A 17,207-nucleotide genomic window follows, 5' to 3' on the forward strand; every position below is an offset into this window, starting at 1 on the left:
TACACTTTAGATAATCTAAAGCCATGAGCTTTTTAGTGGAGTAATATCTCTTAGACAATGACTTCTATTGAAGATAAATTAAACTTATATTTGACATCTGTTAAAAACAAACAAACTATGTTTAAATGGATTTTAGCCTTTGCGGGCTATTATTTTTTGCGGTTTCCTGGTGCTATTATCGGTTTTATTTTAGGAAGTGTAATAGATGGTTACAGAAAAGGAGGCATTCAAGTCTCTACTAATTTTAATAATAGAAACGAAGTTTCCCCTGCTGATTTTGAGTTGAACTTGCTTTCACTTTGTTCTATCGTGATAAAAGCAGATGGAAAGGTGAACGATAATGAACTTCAATACGTTCGTTCGTATTTTGTTTCTACCTACGGAAAGGACAAAGCAAACGCTATTTTTAGAACATTTAATGAAGTAATTAAAAAAAGGGAGGTTTCTGCGGAAAGAATTTGTAATTACCTCAATCAAAGAACGCGTTATGAAGTGCGGGTCCAGCTGATTCATTTTCTCTTCGGAATAGCGCAAGCCGATGGCGCCGTAACCGAAGCCGAGACCTTAAAAATAAGGGAGATTGCTGGGTATTTGAGAGTTCATTACCGCGATTTTGAAAGCGTTATGGCAATGTTTGTTAAGTCGGCCGACAATGCTTATAAAATTCTGGAAGTTCGCAAAGAAGCCAGCGATGCCGACGTAAAAGCAGCTTATAGGCAGATGGTAAAGAAGTACCACCCCGATAAAGTGCGTACGAATGATGAAGCCATAAAAAAAGGCGCTGAAGAAAAGTTTAAGGAAGTGCAACGCGCCTACGAACAGATTCAAAAGGAACGCGGGATGTAATCCTTCAGAAAAAATCGAAGTAAATAAAAACCTTTTTTCCAAAAAATTGTAAGTTTGGAAAATCCTTTAATCGCTAATTACCATGGATCAATTTTGGTTCTATTTTAAACTGGGTCTCGACCACGTTTTAGACATTAATGCTTACGATCATGTGCTGTTTTTCATAGCACTTATCGTTCCTTATACATTTGCCAATTGGAAAAAGATTCTTTGGCTAGTAACTATGTTTACCATAGGTCACACACTTTCTTTAATTTTGGCAACCTACGGAGTAGTAAGAATAAGCTCGAGTTTAGTGGAATGTCTTATTCCCGTTACCATTTTTATTACGGCTGTCTTCAATATTTTTACGGCAGGAAAAGGGGCTAAAAATGAAAAATTCGGACTCACTTTTTTTACGACTTTGTTTTTCGGACTCATACATGGGCTCGGATTTTCCACGTATTTCAAACAAATAGTGGCCAGCTCTTCAAACAAAATAATTCCTTTGCTTGAATTTGCTTTGGGAATTGAAGCTTCACAAATTATTGTTGCTTTAGTCGTTTTAATAATAGGCTTTTTAATTCAGTCTGTGTTCAGGTTTAATAAGCGAGACTGGATTATGGTTACTTCTTCCATTGTGGTTGGTTTTGTTATACCAATGTTATTGGATACATGTGCTTTTAATTAGGTTAAAATTAACGACCTTCCTTTTGTAAATATATCCCAAAGCGGTTATCTTAGTCGACCTATGGGTTTTAGCAAGTAATATCCCAAGAATAAGGTTAAGTTATTTCGTTTTAAAACGACAAACAATGTAAAACCTTTGTAGAACATTAGGTTAAAAAATGCATCGTCGTTTTTTGCCTACTTTCAGCGGAAAAGTGCATACCCTAAAACAATTTTCCCGACAGCAGTCGGGTTTTAAATTCTCATTTAATGAGTAAGAAACAAGAAAGATACGACAGAGCGTATTTACGTATGGCTCGTGAATGGGGAAAATTATCCCATTGTAAAAGAAAACAAGTTGGCGCAATTATTGTTAAGGATAGAATGATTATCTCTGATGGTTACAATGGTACGCCTACCGGATTTGAAAACAAATGTGAAGACGAGGATAATATTACCAAATGGTACGTTTTACATGCCGAGGCAAATGCGATTTTAAAAGTGGCTTCCTCAACGCAATCTTGTAATGGGGCAACACTTTACATAACACTTTCGCCTTGCAAGGAATGTAGCAAATTGGTACATCAAGCGGGGATTAAAAGAGTGGTGTATAGCAGGGCTTACAAAGATGATGAAGGACTCCAATTTCTCGCAAAAGCTGGTGTGGAACTGCTTCATTTGGAAAATATAGAAGAAGAATAGATGTTAAAGAACAAAACATATTTATTGCCAATTATTATTGCTGCGGCTGTAGCCGTAGGGGTTTTTATTGGTGGAAAATTAAGTTTTAACGATACGCCAGAAAAGTTATTTTCAACCAATTCCAAAAAGGATAAGCTTAATCGGTTGATAGATTACATCGACTATGAGTATGTAGATGATGTAAATACCGATAGTATTGTAGATGTTACCGTAAACAACATCTTGGACAAGCTAGACCCGCATTCCGTTTATATTCCGAAGGAACAACAGGCACGGGTTGCCGAAAGTATGAAAGGGGATTTTGTAGGTGTAGGCATTAGTTTTTATATGTATAGAGATTCCCTTGCGGTGATTCGACCGATAGAAGGCGGACCGAGCATTAAAGCGGGGATAAAAGCTGGGGATAGGATTCTTGTAGCCAATCAAGATACCCTTTACGGAAAAAATTTGAGTAGCCAGGAAATTGTGAATACTCTTAAAGGGGATGATAAAACGAAGATAAAATTAAGTGTTTACAGACCTTCAGAAGCCAAAATCCTTGATATTACCATTAAAAGGGCAGCTGTGCCGTTAAAAAGCGTCGATTCTTACTATTTATTGAGTGATAACTTCGGATATATTAGGATAAATCGGTTTGCGGAAAGTACGTATCGTGAATTTAAAACAGCATTGGATGAACTTCAGGAAAAGGGGATAACCAAGTTAGCGCTTGACTTGCGTAACAATCCTGGAGGCTACTTAGGTATTGCGGAGCAAATTGCTGACGAATTTTTGGAGGATGATAAACTTATTCTTTTTACCAAAAACAAAAGTGGCGCTATCGACAAAGCTTTTGCCACCAGAAAGGGCGATTTTGAAGATGGCGAAATATATGTGTTGATTAACGAAAAATCAGCTTCTGCCAGTGAAATTGTTGCGGGCGCTATCCAAGATAACGATCGCGGTACGATTATAGGGAGACGGTCTTTTGGGAAAGGTTTGGTGCAAAGGGAAATGGGTCTTGGAGACGGCTCTTCGGTGCGGCTTACCGTTTCCCGCTATTATACACCCACGGGAAGGTCCATCCAGCGGTCGTACGAAAATGGTACAAAAGATTATTATAATCAATTTTACAAAAGGTATGAAAATGGAGAACTTTTTTCAGCAGATAGCATAAAAGTAGCTGATTCTCTAATTTTTAAAACACCCAAAGGAAAAATTGTGTATGGCGGTGGCGGGATTATTCCAGACGTTTTTGTGCCTTTGGAAGAGTCACAAGAGGCAGCTTGGGTAAATACGTTGTTGAAGTCAGGTTTCATGTCATTCTTCAGTTTTGAGTATTTAGATGGCCATCGCAATAAATTTGCAGCTATTTCAGAAGAAGATTTTATTGAAAATATTGAAGTTGAAGATGCTACCGTAGATGATTTTATTTATTATGCTGAAGATCGAGGACTCAAAATCGATTTAAATCCGTATCGGGAAAATCTGAAACGTCACATTAAATCTACCTTTGCGGAACAACTCTACGGAAAAAATGCACAACAACGTATTTTGAAGGATAACGACCCAATGCTTGAAGCTTTGATGCACGTGGATGAAACCGAGACGGTGGAAGACTTCGTGTTGGATGAGTAAATTGAAAACTTGTTTAATTTAAAGTTGAAGAAAGGTTTACGGATTGTATTTTCAGAATTTGTATAGTTTTAGAAAGAACTAATTAAGCTTCCGGATTCTTATCCCGAATTCTCTTATAAATTTTAATTCCAAGCATCAATAGAATTGCGAGTACAAAAATACCTGCTACTCCAAAAATCCAATTCAGGCTGTTTTTCAGAATAACTAAAAACACTACAGAAAACAATATAATCGTAGCACCTTCATTCCAAATGCGCATGAATCGTGAAGTATATTTCACCTCGTCACGTTGAAGTTGTTTAAAAATTTGATGCGTTTTTAAATGATATACAATCAGCAGTAAAACAAACAATAGCTTAACGTGCATCCAGCCTTGTTGCAACCACTGTGGCATGATAATAAGCAGCCAAACCGCAAAGATAATTGCTAAAATAGCCGAAGGCCAGGTAATGATAAACCATAATCGCTTTGCCATTAATTTTAATTGCGTGCCTAAGATTTCCTTTTCCGGCGATGGCTTGTGGAACGCTTCAATTTGGTAAACGAACAGTCTTGGGATATAAAACAATCCGGCAAACCAAGTAATTACGAAGATGAGGTGTAATGATTTAATATAATTGTAGTAATCCATCCTTCAGCTAAATTAAAATTTTGTAAGTATTACGTCTCAGGTTCGTTCGGAACTACTAAGTTATTTTTAATTTCTCTATTCAAAAAATAACCAGTAACTAAAGTTGAAAGTACATCGGCAATTGGGAAGGATATCCAAACCCCAAACTCCCCGTAAAATCTTGGTAAAATAAGGATCAGTGGGATAAAAAAGAATCCTTGCCTACTCAGTGTTAGCAGTAATGCGGGAATAGCCTTTCCTATCGCTTGAAAATATGCCGAACCAATGAGTTGGATGACTACAATGGGAGTCGCGGCAAAAACCCATCGCATGGCATCTGGAGTTTCTTTTAATACTTCATTATCTTGCGTAAACACGCTGGTTATTTGCTCGGGAAAAAGCATGATTAACAGGAAAATTAAAAACCCCAATAAAATGGCATATTTAATCGCAGTGTTTATAGATTCTCGAACTCTTTCATACAATTGTGCTCCGTAGTTGTAGCCAGCAATGGGTAAAAATCCTTGTGTAATACCTAAAACAGGAAAGAGGGCAAACATAAGCATGCGCCCAATAATTGCATAAACCGTAACTGAAGAAGCGCCTCCTAATTCAAATAAAATATTGTTCAGGAATAAATAAGTAATGCTTACCACTGCTTGTCTTGCCAGCGTTACGCCACCAAGGGAGGCGATTTCTGAAACTATAGGGGTGTTCAATCCGAAATGAGACCAACTTATTTTTAATTCTGATTTTTTAGACAGAAAGAACCACAAAATATAAACAAAGCAACATAAGTAAGAACCTGTTGTAGCCCAAGCTGCACCTAGCATACCTAAATCCAACACATTAATAAATAGGTAATCTAGAATTAAGTTCCCTGCGGAAGGGATAATCATGGCAATCATGGCAAATTTTGGTTTGCCTTCCGCACGGATGACGGTGTTTCCCATCATACAGAGCGCTAAAAAAGGCACTCCGTATAAAACAACTTTATAATATACTTTTGCGGGTTCAAAAATGGGTCCTTTTCCACCGAAACTTGGGATTATACTGTCAACGAAAATCAATCCAACAGCAACCAACAGGGAAGTTAATAATATGGTAAGGGTGATTTGATTACCAAACGATTGTAAGGCCTTTTCTTTATCTTCAGCTCCCAAAGCTCTGGAAATAATAGAAGATCCTCCAATTCCAATAGACATACCCAATGCGGCAATAAAAAAGGAAACCGGTAGCACCACATTAATTGCGGCGATGGCTACCGAGCCAATCCAATTACCAACAAAAATGGTGTCCACTAAAATGTTAAGGGACATTACCAAAATACCAATGGAAGCAGGTACAGCCTGCTTAACCAATAGCTTTCCGATAGCATCTGTTCCTAGCTCTTTAGAAGATACGTTTGCCATAATTTACTTTTCCACTGGAGTTAACGCCCATTCATCAATCCATCTGGAAAGTACTTTTACCCAAGCTTCATCATCATTTAAGCAGGGAACTAGATGAAATTCATCCCCGCCATTTTCTTTGAATTCATGTTGGGCTTCCATGCCTATTTCCTCGAGAGTTTCCAAACAATCGGAAACAAAAGCTGGGGTTACTACAGCTAATTTTTTCAGACCGTCTTCTGCAAATTTATTAATGGTTTTATCAGTAAACGGTTGTAGCCATGGATCAATACCCAAGCGCGATTGAAAAGAAGAGCTGTAGGTTCCTTCTTTCAATCCTAAATATTCAGCAACTTGTCTAGTGGTTTCGTAGCATTGGTGGCGATAACAAAATTGATGTGCCGGAGAAAGTGTTTTACAACACTGACCGTCGATTTTACAATGTGATTTAGTAATATCTGATTTTTTGATGTGTCTTTCCGGTACTCCGTGGTAAGAAAAAAGGATATGCTCCCATTCCTTATCTTTCAGGTTTTCCTGAATAGATTCTGACAAAACACGAATGTAATCTGGGTGGTTATAAAAAGCAGGAACATTGGTAAACTGCATTTCAGGGAAATACTGTTTACGTAGTTCTTCTGCCAAAACCAAGATAGTTTCCGTAGTGGCCATGGCAAACTGAGGGTATAATGGAACGAGCAGAACCTCTGTAACGCCTTCCTTTTTCAGTGTTTCTAGACCACTTTTTATAGACGGGTTTCCATAGCGCATCGCTAAAGCAACGGAAACCCCCGTTAAAGAATCTACTTTATCTTGCAACCTCTCTGATAAAACAATTAATGGAGAACCTTCTTCCCACCAAATTTTTTCATAGGCGGCCGCCGATTTTTTCGGACGGGTATTTAGAATAATGCCTTTTACAATAAATGTACGAAGCCACAAAGGAAGGTCGATTACACGTTCGTCCATTAAAAACTCTTCCAAATAGCGTTTTACATCTTTTGGGTCTGTAGAATCTGGAGAGCCCAAATTCACCAATAAAACTCCTTTCATGTGTTTTTATATGTTGTTTTTGTAACATCTGTCTTATGGGCAGATGGATGTTTCAATAGTTATAAAAATTTTTATAAGCTGATTTATTTGGTGTAAAATTACCGCTTTACGGCCTGAAATGATTGCTATTTTATGTTAAGGTTTCTATGGCGATATAGAGATAATCGATGTTATTTCCATTTCTTATTTCAAATGAATACCTTAAAAACTTTACTTCGATTAAATGAACTGGAACTATTCCCTTTCCAAGCAATAAAAAATACCCCCCAGAACGTGTTCTACAAATAGTGGCTCTTCAAAAGATTCTTTTGTATGACCGCCTCCTGTGTAAAAAGCGCGACCGCCATCAAATTCATGATACCAAGCAATGGGGTGGTTTTCACCATTAGTTCCTCCTTCATATGTAGATTCCTCAAGATTCATCAACACATTGATGTCTGAGTTTATATCTTTATAATTATACCACTCGTCTTTTCTAATCCACTTCTCAGGAAGTCCTTTTGTAGAGACATGGTTTCTATCTAAAACTGTAATTGTAGCCTCTGGAGTTCCTTTGGGGTGGTTTTCAAAATAAGCGCCTACCAGTTTACCGTACCACGGCCATTCGTATTCAGTATCTGCGGCAGCGTGGATGCCCATAAAGCTTCCTCCATTTTGTATGTAGCCCTCAAACGCGTTTTGTTGTTCTTCACCCAAAACATCCATAGTGGTAGAAAGGAACATTACCAAATCGTATTTCTTTAGATTTTCTGTATTAAACTGCAAAGAATCTTCTGTTTGGGTAACGCTAAAATCGTTTTCATTACCAAGTTTTTTAATGAGTTCCACTCCGGTTTCTATAGATTTATGTCTAAAACCTGCTGTTTTAGTAAAAACCAATACTTTGTCTGCGCTGGTAGATACAGAATCGTTTTCTTCAACGGTTTGGGGTGTTTCATCGGTTTTTTCTTCTTTAGTGTCGTTACATGCAACAAAAGCTAGTAGTATTACGGATAAAAAAAAGTGTTTCATTTTTAATTGTATTAATTTGATTAGGTTTAATTGTTAAGTGACATTATATATTTTTTGGGCGTAGTGCTATATTTTTTCTTAAATGCAGCGATAAAATGGCTGGCGGTACTGTAGCCTACTTTTAAGCCAACTTCATTTACATTGAGGTCGCCAGTTTCTAGCATTTTTCTGGCATACTCCATTTTGTAGTCGAAAAGAAAGCTGTACACAGAGTCGCCATAAACTTGTTTAAATCCTTCTTTGAGTTTTTTAAGGTTCAATCCTATTTCATCGGAAAGTTCTTGCAAAGAGGGCGGTTCTGCCATGCGGGAAATTACAATATCTTTTGCTTTACGGATGCGCCTTACATTGTCTTCATCTATTAAAAACGGGCATTGTTCAATATCGGCATCTTCGGGTTTGTTAAAATAAAGGCCAAGCAATTCGTATACTTTTCCTTTTAAGTACAAACTTTTTATGGATTGATGCAGGTTATAATTCATCATTTGACTTAGTACTACAGACATTACAGGTGTTACTGGTGTAATGTTGTAATATTTCTTGTCCTTATTTTCTTCATTTAAAAAATGGATGTAATTGGCTTCTGAAGAAAACAATGAATGGAATTTTTTTATTGGGATTAGCACAGCAATGAGCCAAGTTTTAGAATTCATTTCTAAATTTATGGGCAAATCCCGTTGCGGATTGTATAACAAAAGCGCTTCTTCTTCTTTAATGTCTAACGCATAATTTCCTTGGTTAAAACGGAAGATGGCACCTCCTTTTAAGCAAAAGTGGAACTGAATAAAACTGCTGTCTATTTGCTTGCTAAAATGTTGTATATCATTTGTTTCATTTTGTATTTTCAGCAATGTAAACCCGTCTTCAATTACAATTTCTTCCATGGTACTTACAGCGATATTTTTTTTGCTCCTTCAAACCGATCGATAGATCTTTACTATTTAGAATTATTCTAAACTATTTAGCTCAAAAAGGTTTATTTTACTTCAAAAATAAGGTATTTTGCTGAATTATGTAGGAATGGATTTCTAATTTTCTTGCAGCGATATAAAAAGTTCTTCTAGCGTTATTTTTTTAGTTCTTTAAAAATTAATTTTGTGCCGACTTCAGAAAAAACTGAATGGAAGCTTACAATATATCAAAACATAGTTCTTTTTACGCCATTGGAATAAGTTATAAAAAAGCCGATGCAGCATTGAGGGGTAAGTTTAGTTTGGACGAAACGGCAAAAAATGCCTTGTTAGACCAAGCTAAGTCTGCCGGGATTGATGGCATTTTGGTAACTTCAACCTGTAACAGAACAGAAATTTACGGCTTTGCCCAACACCCTTTTCAATTAATTCAGCTCTTGTGTGGGAATTCTAATGGAACGGTAGAAGAGTTTCAGGCAATTGGTTATGTATACAAAAATAACAATGCTATTTCTCACCTATTCCGTGTGGGTACTGGGCTCGACAGCCAGATTTTGGGGGATTTCGAAATTATAAGTCAGATAAAGCAAAGTTTTTATTTTTCAAAAGAAAAAGGACTCACCAATCATTTTCTAGAGCGACTGTGCAATTGTGTTATACAGGCCAGTAAACGTATTAAAAATGAAACCGAAATATCTTCTGGAGCCACTTCGGTGGCGTTTGCATCTGTACAATACATTTTGGCACGTGTTCCCCATATTTCAGAAAAAAACATTTTGCTTTTCGGAACTGGAAAAATAGGGAGGAATACTTGCGAAAATTTGGTGAAACATACCAAAAACGACCATATTGTTTTAATAAATCGTACTAAAGATAAAGCGGAAAAGGTAGCAGGAAAGTTTAACCTTAAGGTAAAAGAATATGGGGCGCTGCAAGAGGAGATACGTAAGGCAGATGTGCTTATTGTGGCTACAGGGGCGCAAAAACCTACTGTTTCTAAAGAATTGATCCATACGTCTAAAAATTTGTTGGTTTTAGATTTGTCTATCCCACAAAATGTAGACCCGAATGTAGAAACGCTTCCAAATGTTACGTTGGTTCATTTAGACCAGCTTTCAAAAATTACAGACGATACTTTGCGAAGGAGGGAAATGTTTATCCCCAAAGCAGAAAGCATAATTGCTGAAGTAGAATTGGAATTTAAAAGTTGGTTGGAAACCAGAAAATTCGCGCCTACCATTAAGGCTTTGAAAAAGAAGCTTAGAACGTTGAAGGATGCAGAAATAGATTTCCAGCGGAAGAAAATAGATGATTTCAACGATGAGCAGGCGGAAATTATAAGCAACCGTATCATTCAAAAAATAACCACCCATTTCGCCAACCATTTGAAAGGGAACTCCAATACCTCCGATGAAAGCATCGAACTAATCAAAAAAGTGTTTCAATTAGAAACTTCAAAATGAATAAAGTAATACGTATTGGTACGCGCGATAGCGAATTGGCGTTATGGCAAGCGAACCATGTTAAAAATCTACTCGAAAATAACGGGTATGCAACAGAAATAGTTCCTGTAAAATCAGATGGGGATTTAATGTTAGACAAACCACTTCATGAACTTGGCATTACGGGAGTTTTTACAAAAACCTTGGATGTGGCCATGCATAAAGGAATGGTGGATATTGCCGTGCATAGCATGAAAGACGTGCCAACAAAGTTGCCTAAAAATGTGGTTAAAGCAGCAGTTTTGGAGCGTGCTAATCCTATGGATTTGTTTTTGCACAAAGACAAGATTGTTGATCTTAACAAGCTTCCTGAAAAGGCTACTATAGCTACGGGAAGCTTGCGCAGAAAGGCGCAGTGGTTAAGTAAATTCCCGAAAAATAAAGTGGAAGACCTTCGCGGAAATGTAAATACACGATTGGAAAAGCTTAAAAATAACGCTTGGGAAGGTGCTGTTTTTGCGGCCGCCGGATTAGAAAGAATTAACCTCAAGCCAAAAAACCATACTGTTCTGGACTGGATGATACCTGCCCCCGCACAGGGAGCAATGCTGGTAGTTGCTATGGTAAACGATGCGTATTCCCGCGAAGCTTTAAAGTCTTTAAACCATTACGAAACAGATATTTGCACAACGATAGAAAGGGAATTTTTAAGTACCTTAGAGGGTGGCTGTACAGCTCCTATTGGTGCTTTAGCTACTATTGATGTAGATTACGTTACGTTTACTGGTGGATTGTTTTCTTTGGAAGGAAAACAGAAGGTAATAGTGGAAAAAAGGGTGCTGATTGAAAATTGCGACGGACTTGGGGCACTGTGCGCGCAGGAAGTTTTGCAAAATGGCGGGAAAGAAATAATGAATAAGTTGCGCAAAGAGCTTAACTTGTAAAATGAGTATTCCCTATTTTTAAGGATACTTTTCAAATTAGAAACGCTTAAAATGTAAACAGATGAAAAAAGTAAGTCAGCAAAGACTGTTTTTTTTATTGATTGACTTTATTGTCATAAGCTTTCTTATTTTTGATTTTGGCTTTATTGCTTACGAACAATTTACCTCACATAAACTTCTTGTAATAGCTGTAATAATTGTAATTCTTTTGGTTACCTATGTTTATAGGTACAAGGTACATACAGATAAAACTAGAAAAATTTTAAGCCTAACTTACGCATGCCTATTCGGTGCGGCTATATTTTTAAGCGCAGGCTTTTATCTATTTGGTCCTGAAAAGGCCATGGAAGCATACCTTTTAAGTGTAAAACCTTTTATTGAAGGGGCTTTGTTGCTATACTTAATTATGCGATTAAGTATTTTGATACGCTATTTATACAGTGTTTATTTTAATCCAGCGATATTATTTGTAGGAAGCTTTTTTATTTTCGATTTGTTGGGCGCCTTCTTGCTAATGCTGCCAAAAGCAACAACTTCTGGCCAAATAGATTTTATCAACGCACTTTTTACTTCCACAAGTGCAGTTTGTGTTACGGGTCTTGCGGTTCTAGATACTTCAGCCGATTTCACACTGTTTGGCCAGGGGGTTATTCTATTTTTAATTCAGCTGGGCGGATTGGGAATTTTGACTTTTACGTCCTTTTTCGCATACTTTTTTAAAGGAGGATCTTCTTTTAAGGAAAGTCTTTATGTAAAAGATTATGTTGCTTCAGAAACCTTAAAAGATGCGCTTAAATTTGCTATGAATATAGTGTTGTTCACTTTTGCTATTGAGCTTGTTGGAGCTATATTTATATATCTTTCTATTGAAGATCTTAATAAGGTTGAGCACCCTATCTTTTTTAGTATTTTCCATGCTATTTCTGCTTTTTGTAACGCTGGTTTTTCCAATATGGGCGACGGATTATTTAACGACAATTTGCGTTTTGACTATCCTTTTCAATGGGTGATAATGTTATTGGTGATAATTGGCGGTTTAGGGTATAATATTATTTTCAACTTCTATAATTACCTAAAAATATATGTTTTAAACCTTTTCAATAAAAAGCATAGCAAACATTTGGTAAGGTTGTTAACCCTCAATTCTAAACTTGTCATGGCAACTACGGTTATTCTGCTAGTTGCTGGTTTTGTTTTTTTCTATTTTTCCGAAGGAAACAATACGCTTTCAGAGCATCAAACCCTTTTTGGGAAAATTACCGCTACTGCTTTTCAGTCGGTAACTCCTAGAACGGCAGGGTTCAATACAATAAACTATGCAGAGCTCACCATGCCATCCCTATTGTTTGTAATTTTATTAATGTGGATTGGTGGTTCGCCAGCTTCAACCGCTGGAGGTATTAAAACGACCACTTTTGCATTGGCAACGTTGAACATTTTTAATATTGCCAGAAATAGAAAACGTATAGAAATCGGCACGAGAAGTATAAGCAACGCCACTTTGAATCGTGCTTTTGCCATAGTTTCTATATCCTTAATTACTATTGGAATTGCTATTATATTGCTGCTTTTTTTCGAGCCTCAACTCAATTTAATATCAGTAGCTTTCGAAGCATTTTCAGCTTACAGTACAGTCGGGCTAAGCTTAAACCTTACACCATCATTAAGCAACCCCAGTAAAATTGTAATAACAGTAGTTATGTTTATAGGAAGAATTGGAATGCTAAATATACTTGTGGGTGTTTTAAGGCAGATGAATAATCAGTTTTATGAATATCCTAAAGAAAACATATTAATTAACTAATTTTGAAGTAAGTAGAGGTTGAAAATTTGATCATTTGAAATGAACATAAACAAATTTAATTTTTACTTACCCGCTGAAATAATAAAATTTTTTATTTCATTTTTTAGTAGAATAGAAATTTTAAATAGATGAAAATTGTCGTTTTTGGTTTAGGGAATTTTGGAAGTTCGTTAGCTTTAAAGTTAACCGAATCGGGTAACGAAGTAATTGGAGTAGATATAAAAATGGAAAAGGTAAATCTTTTAAAAGATAAAATTGCACACACCATTTGTTTAGATGCTACCAACGAACTAGCCTATGATAGACTCCCATTAAAAGATGCACATATTGCTATTGTTGCCATTGGAGAAAATGAAGGTGCAGCCATTATTACTACGGCAATATTAAAAGACAAAACTGAAGCTAAAATTATCAGTAGATCTTTGTCTCCAGTGCATGATACGGTGCTAAAGGCAATGGGAATAAACAATATAATTCATCCAGAGCAAGAAGCGGCAGCCAACCTTACCGGAAAAATTAACCTAAAAAATGTTTTGGATAACTTTAATTTAGATGATGAATATTCCATTTCCGAAGTTATAGCAAAAGACTCATTTCAAGGGAAATCACTACATGAGTTAGATTTTAGAAAAAAATATAATTTAAATGTAGTTACCATAATTCGTCCTTGCGAAAAAAAGAATTTTTTAGGAAATAAATTGAAGAAAAAAGAAGTAATTGGGTTACCGGATAACAACACTAAAATTCAAAAAAATGATCAGTTAATTGTCTTTGGTAGAAACGAAGATATTGCGAATTTTGGTGAGGAAATGACTAAATGATAAGATGATATGATAGAAGTATTGAGTACCAAAAAATTAACCAACGCTCAAAAAGAACTATTATTGAATGAAGGTATAAAGTGTATTGACGAGAACTTTATCCAAATAAATCCAAAAAAATTTAAAAGTGAAAAAAGTATTGAAAACGCTATTTTTACTAGTAAAAATGCCGTTAAATCAATTCTTAAACGTGAAATTACGATAAATAATTGTTTTTGTGTAGGCGATAAGACCGAAGCCTATCTTAAAAGAAATGGATTTAACGTAGTAGAAAAAGCATATCAAGCAAAAGCTTTGGCCGAACAAATAGTAAAAAAGCATGCTGATAAAGCATTTACACTTTTTTGTGGGAACATCCGTAGGGAAGAGTTGCCAAAATTGCTACAGGAAAATAGGGTAACGTTAACCGAAATAGAAGTATATGAAACCGTTCTTACCTCTAAAAATATGATTCGTTCTTTTGATGGGATTTTATTTTTTAGCCCGAGTGCCGTGGAAAGTTATGCGCAGCGAAACCTTTTTGAAGATATCACTGTATTCTGTTTGGGGAAAACCACAGAGGCAGAAGCAAGAAAACATACCAATAATATTATAACCGCTAATAGAACAACTATTGAAAATGTGATTGTTCAAGTAATAAAACATTTTGAATAGATAACCTCCTGCAAGATAGATTGTAAATCCTGCGGAAAAACAAGATATATGATAAAAAACGATTTATTCTTAAAGGCCTTAAAAGGCGAATCAGTAAGTAGACCTCCAGTATGGATGATGCGTCAAGCTGGAAGGTATTTGCCGGAATTTATGGCTTTAAAAGAAAAATACGATTTCTTTACGCGTTGCCGTACTCCCGAATTGGCTTCTGAAATTACTGTACAGCCTATCCGCATTGTAAAACCGGATGCCGCCATTCTGTTTTCTGACATTTTGGTAATTCCGCAAGCGATGAATATTGAGGTGGAAATGAAACCGGGTGTTGGACCTTGGTTGCCAAACCCAATACGTTCTGCAAAAGATGTTGAGCAAGTGGTGGTGCCGGAAATCAATGAGGAGTTGGGGTATGTTATGGATGCCATAAAGCTCACCAAAGAAATGTTGAACGATGAGGTGCCGCTAATCGGTTTTGCTGGCTCGCCATGGACGATTCTTTGTTACGCAGTGGAAGGGCAGGGCTCGAAAAGCTTCGACAAAGCCAAAGGTTTTTGCTTTTCTCAACCCGAAGCAGCGCATGCATTACTTCAAAAAATCACTGATACCACAATTCTATATTTAAAGGAAAAAGTTAAAAATGGAGTGAATGCTGTGCAGATATTCGATTCTTGGGGCGGAATGCTTTCCCCAACCGATTATCAGGAGTTTTCATGGAAATATATCAACCAGATTGTAGAAGCACTTGCCGATGAAACCGAAGTGATTGTTTTTGGTAAAGGGTGTTGGTTTGCTTTGGGAGATATGGCAAAAAGTAAGGCATCTGCTTTGGGCGTAGATTGGACGTGCTCTCCTAAAAACGCGCGTTATTTAACGGGTGGAAATATTACATTACAAGGTAATTTCGATCCGTCGAGATTGTTGTCGCCTATTCCAACCATTAAAAAGATGGTTCATGAAATGATAGATGAGTTTGGGAAAGATAAATATGTAGTGAACCTAGGTCATGGTATTTTACCGCATGTTCCCGTAGACCATGCAAAGGCATTTATAGAAGCCGTAAAAGAATACGGAAACTAAATAATCTTCAAAAATTGGCAATAAATTATGGTGGAAAAACATTATAATTTATTGCCAATGTTACTCGTCATGTTCGGGGCAAAAAAAAATCTTTTCTTGCGCCAGTGAATTCAAAAAACAGAACATGACAAAATTCTCCTTTCTATTTTTGTTGGCATCTTTCAGCATTTATGGACAGCATTTAATTTTTCAGCCTAAAAAAAATCATACTTACCATTATAAAAGTGAAACATTCGCTTACAAAATGAACTCCCTTGGTTTTTTATCCTTTAACATAGATTACGACGTTACCTTTTTAAAAGATGACAGGTTAAGTGTGAAGGTAAATCATTATGGAGGGAAATTGCCCAATTTAGTTTTTGATTCGAGGGATGTGAGTGGCAGTGATAGTATTCTGGTATCTAAATTAACCGCTGAGCCATACATTTTTAAGCCTACTCAAAATGGATTTCGTTTAGAGAATTCAAAAAAACTCAATAAGCGACAAGAAACATTCTTCAATCGAGCTATTCAAAACGATTACTTTGATGATACTTCAAATAGTAATAAAGTTTATTTAAAAGAAGGGTATTCTTGGGAGCGAACAGATTCAATAAAGATTGATTACGACACCGATGAAAAACAGGCTATTTCGTATTTATTATCTGTAGATAAGATTACAAGGAAAGAGATAATCATTTCGGGAACGGGTTCGATTCCTTTTGAAGGAGAGGAAGCAGATGTAGCGATAAAATATGTTTTGGATAAAAATACCGGAATGCCACTTTACATCAAACAAATTATTATCCCAAGCACTGAACTTAGTGGAGCTATATTGATGATTACTAAAATCCCTGAATATGAGGCACCAAGTTTATTTGAAGAGGCGGTGAAGATAAGACCGTTGTTGGATAATAAGGGAGCACTCGAAATAATGGATAGTGAGCCCATGAAGTATCAGTTTAGAAGATTTCCACTAGAAAAAAACAAAAAGGAGGTAAAGCGAATGTTGAACGAATATATGAGCAGTCAAAGGTTGTATTTTGATGCTGATAACTCGTTAATATTTTCATCAGATTTGGATTTTGAGCTTTTAGAAAAAAAATTTGAAGCTTTGCTAACAGGTAGCCATCTAGAAATAAACACAATTAATTTTTACGACAAAAATGGTGAAAAATTAAACCATGATATGTCCAATGACAAATTTAAAATGTTCAAAGCCTTCGGAACGGTTTATTGTGAGCCTTTTGTAAAACTTGGTAAAATTGAAAGAACAGAGGCCATTATTTCTTTTTTTAAAGCTACCAAGCGTGAAATTGTAAGTACTACTTCAAATTTGAAGAATTCAAAGTATGAATTAACCTTCGCGAAAGACACTGTTAAGGTGAGCGTAAAAGAGTTTACGTCGGTAGATGCATTATCATTTAAGTTTTTTAATGAAGATGGTAAAGAATTAGATTCGGTTATGGTACAGGTAGCTTACCTGACACTAGATGAATATATTGGTAATAAAGCCATTGCGAATGCATTTATAATGGGTCAAATAGAGAACAAAAATGAATTGGAACTCAACCTTAATTTTTTAGCAAAAGGAGTTTCTAAGGTTACTTTTGATGAGCTTCTGAATTACAAAGAGTATCAGTATAAGAAAACAGTCGACGAGAGAGATTGGTAATAGTAAGCCGCTAGCCAATGTATAT

Annotated in this window: 16 protein-coding genes; 11 read left to right on the forward strand and 5 right to left on the reverse strand. The window is 36.2% G+C overall.

What is annotated here, in order from left to right; all coding sequences use genetic code 11:
- Positions 1 to 117: 117 nt before the first annotated feature.
- From NDQ75_RS05110 to NDQ75_RS05125, 4 genes are all read left to right on the forward strand, one after another.
- Positions 118 to 846: a tellurite resistance TerB family protein gene (locus NDQ75_RS05110; RefSeq protein ID WP_202028318.1), complete on the forward strand. Its 729-nt coding sequence runs from the start codon at positions 118 to 120 to the stop codon at positions 844 to 846.
- An 82-nt stretch (positions 847 to 928) separates the two neighbouring features.
- Positions 929 to 1,516, forward strand: a complete 588-nt coding sequence (locus tag NDQ75_RS05115) for a HupE/UreJ family protein (protein ID WP_202028319.1) — start codon at positions 929 to 931, stop codon at positions 1,514 to 1,516.
- A 248-nt stretch (positions 1,517 to 1,764) separates the two neighbouring features.
- Positions 1,765 to 2,196 (forward strand): deoxycytidylate deaminase, encoded by a 432-nt coding sequence (locus NDQ75_RS05120; RefSeq protein WP_202028320.1) that lies wholly within the window; start codon positions 1,765 to 1,767, stop codon positions 2,194 to 2,196.
- A complete protein-coding gene (locus tag NDQ75_RS05125; protein ID WP_202028321.1) occupies positions 2,197 to 3,813 on the forward strand; it encodes a S41 family peptidase in 1,617 nt (538 codons plus the stop codon).
- A gap of 82 nt (positions 3,814 to 3,895) precedes the next feature.
- Here NDQ75_RS05125 and NDQ75_RS05130 read toward each other — a convergent pair whose 3' ends face one another.
- From NDQ75_RS05130 to NDQ75_RS05150, 5 genes are all read right to left on the reverse strand, one after another.
- A complete protein-coding gene (locus NDQ75_RS05130) occupies positions 3,896 to 4,444 on the reverse strand; it encodes a CopD family protein (protein WP_202028322.1) in 549 nt (182 codons plus the stop codon).
- A 29-nt stretch (positions 4,445 to 4,473) separates the two neighbouring features.
- Positions 4,474 to 5,835 (reverse strand): MATE family efflux transporter, encoded by a 1,362-nt coding sequence (locus tag NDQ75_RS05135; RefSeq protein ID WP_202028323.1) that lies wholly within the window; start codon positions 5,833 to 5,835, stop codon positions 4,474 to 4,476.
- A 3-nt stretch (positions 5,836 to 5,838) separates the two neighbouring features.
- A complete protein-coding gene (gene hemH / locus NDQ75_RS05140) occupies positions 5,839 to 6,867 on the reverse strand; it encodes a ferrochelatase (protein ID WP_202028324.1) in 1,029 nt (342 codons plus the stop codon).
- 234 nt (positions 6,868 to 7,101) lie between these two features.
- Positions 7,102 to 7,878: a ThuA domain-containing protein gene (locus NDQ75_RS05145; RefSeq protein WP_202028325.1), complete on the reverse strand. Its 777-nt coding sequence runs from the start codon at positions 7,876 to 7,878 to the stop codon at positions 7,102 to 7,104.
- A 26-nt stretch (positions 7,879 to 7,904) separates the two neighbouring features.
- Complete coding sequence (locus NDQ75_RS05150) at positions 7,905 to 8,762, reverse strand: helix-turn-helix domain-containing protein (RefSeq protein ID WP_202028326.1); 858 nt, start codon at positions 8,760 to 8,762, stop codon at positions 7,905 to 7,907.
- 236 nt (positions 8,763 to 8,998) lie between these two features.
- On the opposite strand from NDQ75_RS05150, the gene hemA reads away from it, so the two are divergent.
- The 7 genes from hemA (at position 8,999) to NDQ75_RS05185 (ending at position 17,182) form a co-directional block, all read left to right on the forward strand.
- Positions 8,999 to 10,252, forward strand: a complete 1,254-nt coding sequence (gene hemA, locus NDQ75_RS05155) for a glutamyl-tRNA reductase (RefSeq protein WP_202028327.1) — start codon at positions 8,999 to 9,001, stop codon at positions 10,250 to 10,252.
- Positions 10,249 to 11,175, forward strand: a complete 927-nt coding sequence (gene hemC / locus NDQ75_RS05160; RefSeq protein WP_202028328.1) for a hydroxymethylbilane synthase — start codon at positions 10,249 to 10,251, stop codon at positions 11,173 to 11,175. The genes hemA and hemC overlap by 4 nt, the downstream gene beginning before the upstream one ends.
- 61 nt (positions 11,176 to 11,236) lie before the next feature.
- On the forward strand, positions 11,237 to 12,979 hold the full coding sequence (locus tag NDQ75_RS05165) for a TrkH family potassium uptake protein (protein WP_202028329.1): 1,743 nt from the start codon (positions 11,237 to 11,239) through the stop codon (positions 12,977 to 12,979).
- A gap of 128 nt (positions 12,980 to 13,107) precedes the next feature.
- Complete coding sequence (locus tag NDQ75_RS05170) at positions 13,108 to 13,800, forward strand: potassium channel family protein (RefSeq protein ID WP_202028330.1); 693 nt, start codon at positions 13,108 to 13,110, stop codon at positions 13,798 to 13,800.
- A 9-nt stretch (positions 13,801 to 13,809) separates the two neighbouring features.
- Positions 13,810 to 14,454 carry a uroporphyrinogen-III synthase gene (locus NDQ75_RS05175; RefSeq protein WP_202028331.1) on the forward strand — a complete coding sequence of 215 codons (645 nt, stop codon included), beginning with the start codon at positions 13,810 to 13,812 and terminating at the stop codon, positions 14,452 to 14,454.
- A 48-nt stretch (positions 14,455 to 14,502) separates the two neighbouring features.
- The gene (hemE, locus tag NDQ75_RS05180) at positions 14,503 to 15,528 is read left to right on the forward strand and encodes a uroporphyrinogen decarboxylase (protein WP_202028332.1); all 1,026 of its coding nucleotides are present in this window, start codon (positions 14,503 to 14,505) and stop codon (positions 15,526 to 15,528) included.
- A 124-nt stretch (positions 15,529 to 15,652) separates the two neighbouring features.
- Positions 15,653 to 17,182, forward strand: coding sequence for a hypothetical protein (locus tag NDQ75_RS05185; RefSeq protein ID WP_202028333.1), 1,530 nt, complete (start codon positions 15,653 to 15,655; stop codon positions 17,180 to 17,182).
- Positions 17,183 to 17,207: the final 25 nt, after the last annotated feature.

It is taken from the genome of Galbibacter mesophilus, assembly GCF_023721415.1.
GTDB lineage: Bacteria > Bacteroidota > Bacteroidia > Flavobacteriales > Flavobacteriaceae > Galbibacter > Galbibacter mesophilus.